We start from the raw sequence: 12,227 nt of genomic DNA on the forward strand, positions 1-12,227 counted from the left end.
TACGGAAGGTGAGCCAGCAACCGTTTCGGTGCTGAGGAACGTTGCTGAGCCACCGCCCGTTGGCGCACCGGCGTACGGGCGGTGCGGAAGGGGTTCCGGGGACGAGAAGTCCCCCTCAGCCACCGCCTGAAGCGACGCCGCCGGAGCGCCCCGCAGAGGCGAGCCGGACCGCGAGGCCGCTCGCGCGCTGGGCCCGGCGCCCGATCGCCGCGCGGATCGCCGGCTCCGAGCCGACGACGCGCACGCGGGTGCGGGCCCGGGTGACGGCGGTGTAGAAGAGCTCGCGCGAGAGCAGCCGGGAGTCCTCGTCGGGCAGCAGCACCGTGACGACGTCGGCCTGCGAGCCCTGCGACTTGTGGATCGTCATCGCGTGCATGGTCTCGACGTCGCCGAGTCGGGAGGGCGCCAGGTCGCGCGGCCCGTCGCTGGCGGCGATCACCGCACGGGGCCCGGCGGGCGTCAGCACGACCACCCCGCTGTCGCCGTTGTAGACGCCGAGCTGGTGGTCGTTGGCCGTGACCAGCAGCGGCCGGCCGACGTAGGCCCGCTCGTGGAGCGGGTCGCCGGTGACGGCGGTGAGCCAGTGCTCGATGCGCCGGTTCCAGTGGCGTACGCCGAACGGGCCGTCGCGGTGCGCGCAGAGCAGGCGGTGCCGGTCGAGCGCGGCGAGGGCCCCGGGCACGTCGCCGCGCTCGGCGGCGTCGCGCACGGCGAGGGCCGCGTCGAGGGCGGTGGTGCGGATGCGCGAGGACGGGTCGGGCTCGTCGACCCACTCGACCGCGTCGTGACCGGCGGCGAGCACCTCCAGCGCGGCGTCGGCGTCGCCGGTGCGCAGCGCCTCGGCGAGCGCGCGGATCTCGGGGCCGAAGCGGTGGGTGGACTCCAGCGCCGTGACCGGCGAGTCGGCCCGCCCGGCGAAGCCGCGCACCACGTCGCTGAGCACCGCGCCGGCCTCCACGGACGACAGCTGGTGCGGGTCGCCGACCAGCACCAGGCGCGCGTCGGGGCGCACCGCCTCGAGCAGGCGCGCCATCTGGGTCAGCGAGACCATCGACGACTCGTCGACGACCACCACGTCGTGGGGCAGCCGGTTGCCGCGGTGGTGGCGGAAGCGGGTCGAGTTGCCCGGGTCGGGTCGCAGGAGCCGGTGCAGGGTGGAGGCCGTCACGCCGGCCAGGCGCAGCCGGTCGGCCTCCTCGAAGGCCTCCGCCTCCTGGTGCACCGCCTGCTGCAGGCGCGCCGCCGCCTTGCCGGTCGGGGCGGCGAGCGCGATCCGCAGCCCGCGCGGGTGCTGGTCGAGGAGCCCGACGAGCAGCGAGGCGACGGCGGTGGTCTTGCCGGTGCCCGGGCCGCCGGTGAGCACGGTGGTCCACTGGCCCGCCGCCGCGAGGCACGCCGCCACCTGCTCGTCGTAGGTCGTCCCGGGGCGCGCCCGCTGCATCGCCGCCACCACCCGCGCCATCGAGGCGCGCATGAGGTCGGGGTCGTGCTCGGGCGAGGTGGCGGCGCGCGAGAGCAGGTCGTCGACGACCTGGGTCTCCTGCTCGTGGTAGCGGTCGAGGTAGAGCAGGTCGTTGTCCCAGCGCACCAGCCCGGCCGCGACCAGCGGGCTCGCGGCGACCGATGCGGTCCAGTCGCCGGTCTCGGTCCAGGGCAGGTCGGGCGGGTCGGCGACCGTCGCCAGGTCGACGCACACCGACCCGCCGCGGACGGCGCGCACGGCCAGCGCGACGGCGAGCAGCACCCGCTCGTCGGACTCCTGGCCGAGGCGGCCGAGGGCGGCGGCGACGTGGACGTCGGCGCTGGTGAGGACGCCGGCGGAGTTGAAGGCCGCCAGCAGCCCGGTGGCGCCCAGCGCCAGCCGGGCGTCGGTGCCGTCGACCGGCTCGAAGAGGTCGCTCATGCGGGGTCCCTGCGGCGTCGGTCGGAGGAGCGGAGCGGGGGAGAGGGACGGCGGGGGGTGTTCACGGCCGCACCCCGTCGAGCAGGTCGGAGACCGACGTGACGAGCGCGACGGGCGGCTGCCACGAGAAGACGCCGCACGGCCGGCCGTCGACGCTCGGCGTCGCGGGGCCGCACATGCCGCGCAGGTAGAGGTAGAGCACCCCGCCGAGGTGCTCGGCGGGGTCGTAGTCCGGCAGCCGCCAGCGCAGGTAGCGGTGGAGCACCACGACGTAGAGCAGCGCCTGGAGGGGGTAGTCGGAGTGCCCCATCGCCTCGTCGAGGACGGCCGGGCGGTAGTCCCAGGCCGTCGCGGGCGTGGCGCGGTCGCCCAGCCAGTTGGTCTTGTAGTCGATGGTCAGGTAGCGGGTGCGGCCCTCGACCGGCACCCGGACCACCACGTCGATCGAGCCGGTGAGGTAGCCCAGCAGGCGCTGCGCCGCGAGGTCGGGATCGGACTCGAGCGTCGCGGCGAAGGCCAGCAGGGGGTCGCCGGCCGGCAGGTGCGCACGGAGCAGCGGACCGAGGTCGCCGAGGACGACCGGGGCCGCATCGCGCGCGGCGGCCAGGTCGCCGCCGGCGAGGGGCACCTCGAAGTCGAGCTCGCGCAGCCGGTCGCCGACGTGGATGTCGCGCAGCGTCAGCCCACCAGCGAGCGGGCCCAGCGGGGAGTCGCAGACCGCGACGAGCGCGTCGGCCAGGGCGTCGGCGTCGACGTCGACGGCCCACCACGCGCGGTGCTCCTCGATCTGCGCCAGCAGCTCGGCGCGGAGGTCGGGCGAGGCGGGGTCGGCGTGCTCGAGGACCTCGTGGACCAGCGAGCCGAACTCCGCGCCCACCGGGAGGTCGGCCATGGGCGAGGCGACGGCCGCCAGGTCGAGGTCGGGGTCGGGGACGGGCCCGTCGTCGAGCGGGTCGAGCTCGACGTCGTCGAGCTCGGGCGCGTCGTCGGGCTCGGACAGCACCCGCTCGGCGGCACCGCCGTGCGGGGCGCCGGCGGCGGCCAGCGCGGAGTAGGACGTGCGGCGCCAGTCGGTGTCGACGTCGCGGTCGAAGCGGCGCACCGCCAGCGGGGGGAGGTCGCGCTGGATCGGGGTGGTGTCGACGGGCGCGAGGACGGCGAGCTCGGGCTGCGGCCCGCCGGCCGACTTCCAGCGGCCCAGGATCTCGACCAGCTCGTCGTCGCCGACGACCGGCTGCTCGTCGTTGACGCGGGGGTGCCCGGGCGCGCGCCCGAAGAGCATCCGGTGGAGCGGCGCGCTGGCGGTGTTGTTGGCGGTGGGGCAGTACCACGCGACGACCTGCGACTGCGCCCGCGTGAGGGCGACGTAGAGCAGCCGGAGGGACTCGCCGGCGTCCTCGTGGCGGCTCGCGGCGACGGCGGCGTCGCGCCACCGGCTGGGGCCGCCGACGTCGCGGCAGCGCTCGCCGTCGGCGTCGTGGAAGAGCGGCACGTCCTCGTCGCGCACCCAGCGGTCCCAGAGCGTCGGCAGGTAGACGACGGGGTACTCCAGCCCCTTGCTGCCGTGGATCGTGACGAGCTGGACGGCGGCGGCGTCGGAGTCGAGTCGCCGGGTGCGCTCGGAGGCGACCTCGACCTTGTCGTCGGCCACCTGCGCGCGCAGCCAGCCGAGCAGGCCGACCACGCCGAGCCGTTCGCTGACGGTGACCTTGTGCAGCGCCTCGCCGACGTGGCGCAGGTCGGTGAGGGTGCGCTCGCCCCCGACGCGGCCCAGCACCCGGGCGGTGAGCCCGTCGAGCACCGCACTCTCCAGCACCGCGGCGACCCCGCGGGCGGCGAAGACGTCGGCGAGGCGGCGTACGTGCTCGCTCAGCGCGTCGGTCGGGTCGGGCGTGGTCTGGAGGTCCTCGGCGGTGCGCCCGAAGAAGTCGGTCAGTGCCGCCGCGCGCACCCGGTCGGCGCGGTGGGGCTGCTCGAGCGCCTCGAGCAGCGTGAGCCACTGCGTCGCCGCGGCGGTCTTGAAGACCGAGCCGCCGGCGTTGAGCACCGCGGGGACCCCGACGGCGGCCAGGGCCTCCTGCGCGGCGAGCAGGTCGGCTCGACGGGCGGCGAGCACCGCGACGTCCTTGGGCTCGATCGGTCGGGCCTCGTCGCCCGTGCCGACGGTGGCGTCGCTGGTCAGCAGCCGCTTGACGTCGGCGGCGAGGTCGGTGAGCACGTGCTGGCGCCAGTCGCCGATGCGCGGACGCCGGCGCCCGAGCTCGTCGTGGCGCACCACCCGCAGCCGGAACGGCGGCCCGGCCCCGTCGAGCCGGGGTGTGCGGTGGTGCGCGGACACGGGGTGGACGGCGATGCGCTCGTCGCCCAGGGCGGCGCCCTCGACCAGCACGTGGAGCGAGTCGAGCAGCGGCCGGTCGGCACGCCAGTTGACCCCGAGGGTCTGCCGGGTCGTGGCCTGCTCGGCCGCCTCCAGGTAGGTGACGATGTCGCCGCCGCGGAAGGCGTAGATGGCCTGCTTGGGGTCGCCGATGAGCACGAGCGTGGCGACGCCGTGGAACGCCCGCTCGAAGACCTGCCACTGCACCGGGTCGGTGTCCTGGAACTCGTCGATCAGCGCGACCTTCCAGCGCTGGCGCATCCGGGCGCGGGCCGGTGCGTCGTCGTCGCGCAGCGCGTCGGCGAGCTGGCCGAGGAGGTCGTCGTAGGACAGCACGCCCAGGCGGCGCTTGCGGCGCTCGATCTCGCCGAGCACGTCGCAGGCGAACCGCACGCGCGCGGCCGGGAGCCCGTCGGGCTCCTCGACCAGCGCCTCCTGCGGCGCCACCCGGGCGCGGGGATCGCCCACGACCGCGCGGGCGATGCCCAGCGCGTCGTCGCGGCTCCACGAGGCGTGCTCCTGGCGGGCGAAGAGGTGGAGGTAGCGGTCGTCGGTGACCTCGGTGGTCAGCTGCTCCAGGTCCTCGACGAGGACGGCGCCGGTGTCGGTGTCGCCGGCGACGCCGAGGCTGCGCAGCACCAGCTGGCAGAACTGGTGGATGGTGGCGATGGTCGCGGCGTCGAACGAGGTCAGCGCCTCGGTGAGCCGGGCGCGGCGCACGACGCGCTCGGCCTCGTCGGCGGCGAGGAGCCAGTCGTGCAGCCGGTTGGCCGGGTCGGCGGTGGTCGGGTCTGCCAGGACGGCGGCAGCCTCGTCGAGCTGGCGGCGCACGCGGTCGCGCAGCTCCTGGCTGGCCGCGCGGGTGAAGGTGACGACGAGCATCTCCTCCAAGGTGGCGGCGCCCTCGACGACGTAGCGCGTGACGAGCGCGGCGATCGTCCAGGTCTTGCCGGTGCCGGCGCTCGCCTCGAGCAGGGTGGTGCCGGTGGGCAGGGGGCCGCAGATGTCGAAGGTCTCCATGGCAGCCGGGTCGGGCAGGTCGGGGAGCTCGCTCATGTCAGATCCCCCGCACCAGCTCGTGGGCGAGCAGCGGTGACCAGACCCGCAGGGCGTAGTGGCCCAGGCGGTGGGGAGCGGCGGTGCCGTGTGCCGACTCCTCGACCGCGGACCGCTCGTCGGGGAGCAGCGGCGCGGCGAGCAGGTCGTAGGGGGCGCGCTCGCCCCACGCGCGGACGTGCCACTGGTCGCCGTCCTCCTTGGGGAAGCCGGTCTCGTTGAAGCGCGGGGTCTCCCACTCGGCGCGGGCCTTGGCGTCGGGGTCGGCCTGGCTGCCGCCCCCGGCGCGGGTGGCGATGGCGTGCTCCTCGGCGTAGGCCAGGCTGGTGCGCACCGGCAGCGGCAGCGGCTCGCAGCGGCCGCGCTCCATGACGGCCACGAGGTCGCGCAGGTGGGTGCGGGCGTCGTCGTCGGGCATCGGCGACACCAGCGCGCGGCGCCCGGACCGCCCCCAGCGCCCGATCGTGTGGGCGGTCCAGTTCTCGTCGGGGTGGCCGGCCGCCAGGGCCAGGGCGTCGAGCCACGCGGCCAGCCGGTGCTTGGCGGCGAGGCTGGAGTAGCTCACCGCGACGAGGTTGTTGCCGAAGACGCCGCCCACCGTGCCGGTCAGCCGGCGGTCGCCGAGGTCGATGTCGACGTCGAGGGTGCGCGCGGGTCCGCGGCGGAGCGGCACCGCGGCCTCGACCAGCGGGCGCACGCGCTGGACGATCTCGGTGAGCATGGCGGCGCCGAGGTCCTCGGGCGGGAGGAGCCCGCGCAGCTGCTCGGCGAGCATCGCGGCCTGGGGGTCGCCGCCGTTGAGCACGTCGCGCACCAGCCGGTCGCCGACGTCCCACTTCTCGAGCCCGTCGAGCGAGATCGGGATGGCGTCCTTGGTCTCGTCGACGTCGTAGGGGGTGGTGATGCGCAGCTGGTGGCGCAGGAAGCTGCGCACCGGGTGGGCGAGGAAGTCGTGGAGGTCGGCGAGCTCCACCTCGCGGGCGGGCTCGGGCGGCGCGAGCGGGCCGGGCACGAGCGCGCGCGGCGCCGGCCGGGGCGCCCGCGCCGCCCGCGCGCCGGCGAGCGCCGTGCGGTCGAAGGAGAAGGGGCGGTCGCCGGGGGCGACCAGCGTGCCCGCGGTCAGGTTGGCCTCGTCGAAGGGTTGGAGCGGGTGGTGCACCAGGACGTCGTCGCGCACCGGGGCGCTGCTGGTGCGGTCGAGCGCGTCGAGCAGCTCGCCGAGCGGGACGGCCGGCGGCTTGTCGTCGTTGGTGTGCTCGCCGCGGCCGGCGTAGGTCACCACGAGCGTCTCGGTGGCGGCGCCGATCGCGTCGAGGAGGAGCTGCCGATCCTCGGAGCGGATGTCGCGCTCCCCGGCCATCGGCCGCCGGGCCAGCACGTCGTCGCCGTCGACGGCCTCGAGGCGCGGGAACACGCCGTCGTCGAGCCCGACGAGGCACACCACGCGGTGCGGCACCGACCGCATCGGCACCATCGTGCAGACCGTCAGGGTGCCGGTGCGGAAGTTGCTCCGCGTCGGGCGCCCGCGCAGCCGGTGGCGCAGCAGCGCGCGTACGTCGGCGTGGCGCAGGCGGGTGTCGTGGTCGCCGACGCCGGCGTCGATGCGGGCCAGCTCGCGGTCGAGCTGCGCGACCCGCCAGGCGTCGTCGGTGCCGCTCCGGGTGAGCCCGTGCACCGCCCGGCCGAGCGCGCCCGTCCAGTCGCCGACGGTCGTCGCGGCTGCGGCCTCCCGCACGAACGTGTGGAGGCGCTCGACCATCTCGACGAAGCTGCCGACGAGGTCGAGGTGGCCGTCGCCGACGTCGTCGAGCGGCAGCGTGCCGCGCACGAACCGGTGCCCCTCGCCGGACATCGCCGCGCCCAGCAGCACCCGCTGCAGGCCGGCGAGCCAGGTGTTGGCGTCGAGGTCGAGGCCGAAGCCGGCGCGGTGGTCGCGGTCGTAGCCCCAGCGGATCGCCGCCTGGTCGACCCAGCGCGCGATCCGCTCGAGGTGGTCGTCGGTGAAGCCGAAGCGGGCGCGGACCGGCTCGGTCGCGGCGAGGTCGAGCACCGCGGTGGCCGTCATCCGGCCGGCGGCCAGCTCGACGAGGTCGGCGGCGACCCCGAGCAGCGGGTTGGTCGCGCCGGGGGACCGGTCGGCGAGGCGGACCCGCAGCCGGTGCGCCGGGTGCCCGGCGTCCTCGTGGGCCACGTCGGCGAGGCCGAAGCCCGCCGAGATGAGCGGGGCGTAGGTCTCGATGTCGGGGCACATCACGAGGATGTCGCGCGGCTCGAGCGTCGGGTCGTCCTGGAGCAGCCCGACCAGCACCTCGCGCAGCACGTCGACCTGGCGCGCGGTGCCGTGGCACGCGTGCACCTGCACAGAGAGGTCGGTGCGCCCACGCACGCGACCGGCGCGGGCGCCCGGGTCGGGCAGCCGGTTGGCCCGCAGGTCGGACTGCAGCCAGCCGAGCAGGGTGGCGGGGTCGGCGTGGCCCGACGGGTGCTGCTCGGCCTCGAGCTCGCCGAGCGTGCGGCGCAGCTCGCGCGCGTCGCGGCCGAGCGAGGCGAGGAGCGGGTGCGCGACCAGGCCGGCGGAGCGGTCGTCGGCCCGCGGCACGGGCCCCTCGGCCCCCGTCGGGGCCAGCGCCTCCCAGAGGGCGGGGGAGGGCTGCGGCAGCCACAGGTGGACGTCGCGGCGCTCGGCCAGCGCGCGCAGCAGCTCCACCTCGGTCACCGGCATCCGGGTGTGGCCGAACAGCGACAGCCGGCCGGGCAGGTCGAGCCCGTCGTCGCCGTCGCGCAGCAGCCGCAGGGTCGTCTCGTGGCGGAGGTCGGGCGGGGGCGCGTCGATGCGCTCGAGCAGGCGGCGCCACAGCTGTGCCTGCCACTGCAGGTCGGTGTCGAGCGGCCCGCCCGCGCCGTCGGTGTCGTGCCCGGCCCGCCAGTCGCGCACCAGCTGCGGGCGCTGGACGGCGTAGGAGGAGAAGAGCCCGGCGAGGCGGCGGGCCACCGCGTAGCGGCGCGCGGAGCGCTCGTCGTCCGGGTCGCCGGCGCCGAGGTGGCGGGTGAGGTCCTCGAAGCCGGCGCCGCCCATCGCCTCGTCGATGACCTCGAGCAGCGGCCAGGCCAGCCGGTCGGGGCTCCACGGGTCGTCGGCGTCGCGGTCGAGAAGCATCGAGACCAGCGACGAGGGGGTCACGAACTCCACGCCGGCGCACACGCCGTCGCCGCCGCGCGCGCCCACGCCGAGGCGGTGCGAGAGTCGCTGGGTCAGCCAGCGCTCGATGCCGCGGGCCGGCACGACGACGACCTCCCGCGCGAAGGGGTCGGGCAGCGGGGTGACCAGCAGGTCCGCCAGGCCGTCGGCCAGCGCGTCGGTGCGCTCGGCGGTGTGGAGGTGCAGGGTCACGGGCGCCACCCTATGAGCGGCGACCGACACCCGCAGCGGTGCGGCAGGCCCGGACAGGCCGGAACACGCCAGGAGTGGGCCGGGAGCGGGCAGAGGCCGGCGTCAGCGGGCGATGAGGTAGACGACCACCATCAGGGCGAGCGCGAGGAACAGGCCGACCAGGGCTCCGACGAGCATCACGGGGCGACCGCTCTGGTTCGACGGGTCGATCTTGTCGGGGTCGTTGGTCATGGCCGGGAGGTACCCATCGACCGGCGCGGCATGCGCGGCGTACGCGGCGGCCGCGCCGGTCGGCGGGCGGATGGCTCGAGGAGCCCGGTCAGCCCTTGAAGGCGTCCTTGATCTTCTCGCCGGCCTGCTTGAGGTTGGCGCCCGTCTGGTCGGTCTTGCCCTCGGCCTCGAGCTTCTCGTCGTCGGTGGCCTTGCCGGTGGTCTCCTTGGCCTTGCCCTTGAGCTCGTCGGACTTGTTGTCGAACTTGTCGTCCAGACCCATCGTCGTTCCTCCTCTGAGGTAGGTGCGGGACCAGCTGGTCCTTCCTCCAACCTGCCACGGCGCTGGTCGGACAAGGACACCCGTGCGGGTGGCCCCCGCCGGGCCGTCGAGTCGGCGCGTCCTGACCGCGGATGACCGTCGAGTCGGCGCATCCTGACGGCGAATGACCCTCGAGTCGGCGCGTCCTGACCGGCGGCGCGGGCGCAAGGGGGGCGCAGGAACGGCGCTCAGTGGTTGCGGAGCGCGTCGATCAGCTCGGCCTTCGACATGGTGGAGCGGCCCTCGATGTCGAGCTCGGCCGCGCGCTGGCGCAGCTCGTCGACGGTGCGGTCCTCGTAGGCGGTGGCCTCGCCCCCGCGCTCGCCGACCGACGAGCGGCCCCGCGCCGCCGAGGCGTTGGCGATGCGCGCCGCCTTCTCCTTGCTGGCGCCGTCGTCGCGCAGGGCCTCGTAGACCTCCGCGTCCTTGACCGACGGGCCCGGATCCTTCTTCGTCGTCTTCTTCTCGGCCATGCGACCACGGTGCCACCGGCCCCGCGGCGGGCTCCTCACCCGGGAGGGGGAGGGGCGTCGCGACGGCTCGGATCGCGGCCCCGGACTGCTTGTGCGCCGGGCCTAGGTTGGAGACATGACCAAGAAGACGACACGTACCCCCACCCCGTCCCAGGTCACCAGCGACGCCGACGCGCCGCTGACCGTCCCGGGCCTCGACACCGCGACGGGCCACGCCGTCGCCGACGCCCTCCAGATGCGGGTGCACGCCCTCAACGACCTCGCGCTGACGCTCAAGCACGCGCACTGGAACGTCGTCGGGCCGCACTTCATCGGCGTCCACCAGATGCTCGACCCGCAGATCGACGGCGTACGCGCCATGGTCGACGTCCTCGCCGAGCGGATGTCGACGCTGGGTGTCGCGCCCAACGGTCTGCCCGGCGCCCTCGTCGCGGCCCGCTCGTGGGACGACTACGACCTCGGCCGCGCCGACACCGCGGCGCACCTGGCCGCCCTCGACCTCGTCTACAACGGCATCATCGCCGATCACCGCGCGGCGATCGAGGCGGTCGGCGACGACCCGGTGACCGAGGACATCCTCACTGGGCAGACCGGCGAGCTCGAGCAGTACCAGTGGTTCATCCGCGCGCACCTGCAGGGCGCGAGCGGCGCGCTGGTCAGCGAGGGCGCCAAGGACGAGGTCGACGCGGCTCGCAAGGCGGCCCGCGCGCGCTGAGTCCCCGACCTCCTTCCTCATGCCATAAGGTTCAGGCCTCACCGCATGAGGAAGGAGGTCGCGCCATGCCCCGAGCCGGGTTGACCAGCGCGCGCGTCACGGAGGCTGCCGCGGAGCTCGCCGACGAGGTCGGCCTCGACCGCGTCACCCTCGCCGCGCTCGCGCAACGCTTCGGCATCGCCACCCCGAGCCTCTACACCCACGTCCGCAGCGTCGACGACGTACGCGTCCGGGTGGCGCTGCTCGCGCTGGAGGAGACCGCCGGCGCCGTCGCGACCGCGCTCGCCGGGGTCAGCGAGCGTTCGGCGCTGGCCGCCCTGGGCGGTGTCTGGCGCGACTACGCCCGGGCCCACCCGGGCCGCTACGCCGCCACGCGGCTGCCGCTCGACGCCGAGGCCGCCGCGGCCAGCGCCGGCCCGCGGCACGCCGAGCTGACCCGGTCCGCCCTGCGCGGCTACGCGCTGTCGGAGGCCGACGAGACCCACGCGGTGCGCCTGCTCGGCGCGACCTTCCACGGCTACGCCGCCCTCGACGCCGCCGGCGCGTTCGGCCACGGCGGCCCGTCCGCTCCCACGTCCGACGACACGTGGGAGCGCGTGCTCGACGGGCTCGACACCCTGCTGCGCTCCTGGCAGGCACGATGATCGACCCCGCCCTCGTCGCCGGCGCGCTCGAGCTCGAGCAGACGGCGCGCGGACTGCTGCCGCACCGGCTGCCCGCCTGGGCCCGCCGCCAGGCCGACGACCCGCAGCTGCGCCTCGTCGAGGCCCAGCCCGCCGGCGTACGCCTCGCGCTGCGCACCGCGGCCACCCGGCTCGAGCTCGACGTGCTGCCCACCAAGCGGCGCTACGTCGGCGCGCCCGCGCGGCCCGACGGCTCGTACGACGTCGTGGTCGGCGGCGAGCTGGTGCAGCGGGTGCAGGCGCCCGGCGGCAACGTGCTCGACGTCGACATGATGACCGGCGCCAGCACGCTCACCGCCGGCGAGCCGACCACCCTGGTGATCGACCTGCCCGCGGACGACGCGACCGGGGAGCGCGACGTCGAGATCTGGCTGCCCCACGACGAGCAGACCGAGCTGATCGACCTCCGGGCCGACGGCCCGCTCGCGCCGCTGGTGCAGGAGCGGCCACGCTGGGTGCACCACGGCAGCTCGATCAGTCACGGCTCGGTCGCGACCCACCCCACCGAGCCCTGGCCGGTGGTGGCCGCCCGCCTCGGCGGGCTCGACCTGGTCAACCTCGGGCTCGGCGGCAGCGCGCTGCTCGACCCGTTCGTCGCCCGCACGATCCGCGACACCCCCGCCGACGTGATCAGCCTCAAGATCGGCATCAACCTCGTCAACGCCGACCTGCTGCGCCGCCGCGCGCTCGGTCCGGCGGTGCACGGCTGGCTCGACACGATCCGCGACGGCCACCCGCGTACGCCGATCCGGCTGGTCTCGTCGGTCTTCTGCGGCATCCACGAGTCGACGCCCGGCCCGACGGGACCCGACATGGAGGCGCTGGCCGAGGGGCGCGTCGCCTTCGTCGCCACCGGCGACCCCGAGGCGGTCGGGCGGGGCGCGCTGACCCTGGAGGTCGTGCGCGAGGTGCTGGCCGAGGTGGCCGAGCGGCGCGCCGACCCGCACCTGGCGTACGTCGACGGCCTCGCGCTCTACGGCCCCGCCGACGCCGAGCGGCTGCCGCTGCCCGACAACCTGCACCCCGACTCGCAGACGCACCGGCTCATCGGTGAGCGGTTCGCGGCGTTGGGCGAGTGGTAGCGGGCCACCGTAAGG

At 75.7% G+C, this 12,227-nt stretch carries 9 protein-coding genes; 3 read left to right on the top strand and 6 right to left on the bottom strand.

Translation table 11 applies throughout. From position 1 onward, the window contains the following. Nucleotides 1–115: 115 nt before the first annotated feature. The 6 genes from recD to AC4H2S_RS04650 form a co-directional block, all read right to left on the bottom strand. Nucleotides 116–1,903 carry an exodeoxyribonuclease V subunit alpha gene (recD, locus tag AC4H2S_RS04625; protein ID WP_491495777.1) on the bottom strand — a complete coding sequence of 596 codons (1,788 nt, stop codon included), beginning with the start codon at nucleotides 1,901–1,903 and terminating at the stop codon, nucleotides 116–118. 61 nt (nucleotides 1,904–1,964) lie between these two features. Next, the gene (locus AC4H2S_RS04630) at nucleotides 1,965–5,336 is read right to left on the bottom strand and encodes a UvrD-helicase domain-containing protein (RefSeq protein WP_491495778.1); all 3,372 of its coding nucleotides are present in this window, start codon (nucleotides 5,334–5,336) and stop codon (nucleotides 1,965–1,967) included. A gap of 1 nt (nucleotide 5,337) precedes the next feature. Beyond that, nucleotides 5,338–8,727 (bottom strand): exodeoxyribonuclease V subunit gamma, encoded by a 3,390-nt coding sequence (recC, locus tag AC4H2S_RS04635; RefSeq protein ID WP_491495779.1) that lies wholly within the window; start codon nucleotides 8,725–8,727, stop codon nucleotides 5,338–5,340. 102 nt (nucleotides 8,728–8,829) lie between these two features. Beyond that, the gene (locus AC4H2S_RS04640; protein WP_491495780.1) at nucleotides 8,830–8,958 is read right to left on the bottom strand and encodes a hypothetical protein; all 129 of its coding nucleotides are present in this window, start codon (nucleotides 8,956–8,958) and stop codon (nucleotides 8,830–8,832) included. Between the two features lie 88 nt (nucleotides 8,959–9,046). After that, nucleotides 9,047–9,220, bottom strand: coding sequence for a CsbD family protein (locus tag AC4H2S_RS04645; RefSeq protein WP_491495781.1), 174 nt, complete (start codon nucleotides 9,218–9,220; stop codon nucleotides 9,047–9,049). A gap of 227 nt (nucleotides 9,221–9,447) precedes the next feature. Continuing rightward, nucleotides 9,448–9,732: a DUF7218 family protein gene (locus AC4H2S_RS04650; protein WP_491495782.1), complete on the bottom strand. Its 285-nt coding sequence runs from the start codon at nucleotides 9,730–9,732 to the stop codon at nucleotides 9,448–9,450. 115 nt (nucleotides 9,733–9,847) lie between these two features. Between AC4H2S_RS04650 and AC4H2S_RS04655 the strand changes: the two genes are divergently transcribed. The 3 genes from AC4H2S_RS04655 (at nucleotide 9,848) to AC4H2S_RS04665 (ending at nucleotide 12,212) form a co-directional block, all read left to right on the top strand. Continuing rightward, entirely contained in the window at nucleotides 9,848–10,447 is a 600-nt protein-coding gene (locus AC4H2S_RS04655; protein WP_491495783.1) for a Dps family protein, read from the top strand. A 65-nt stretch (nucleotides 10,448–10,512) separates the two neighbouring features. Next, nucleotides 10,513–11,091, top strand: coding sequence for a TetR/AcrR family transcriptional regulator (locus tag AC4H2S_RS04660; RefSeq protein ID WP_491495784.1), 579 nt, complete (start codon nucleotides 10,513–10,515; stop codon nucleotides 11,089–11,091). Continuing rightward, a complete protein-coding gene (locus tag AC4H2S_RS04665) occupies nucleotides 11,088–12,212 on the top strand; it encodes an SGNH/GDSL hydrolase family protein (protein WP_491495785.1) in 1,125 nt (374 codons plus the stop codon). The genes AC4H2S_RS04660 and AC4H2S_RS04665 overlap by 4 nt, the downstream gene beginning before the upstream one ends. Nucleotides 12,213–12,227: the final 15 nt, after the last annotated feature.

The sequence above is a fragment of the Nocardioides sp. Z13_37 genome (genome assembly GCF_058355585.1).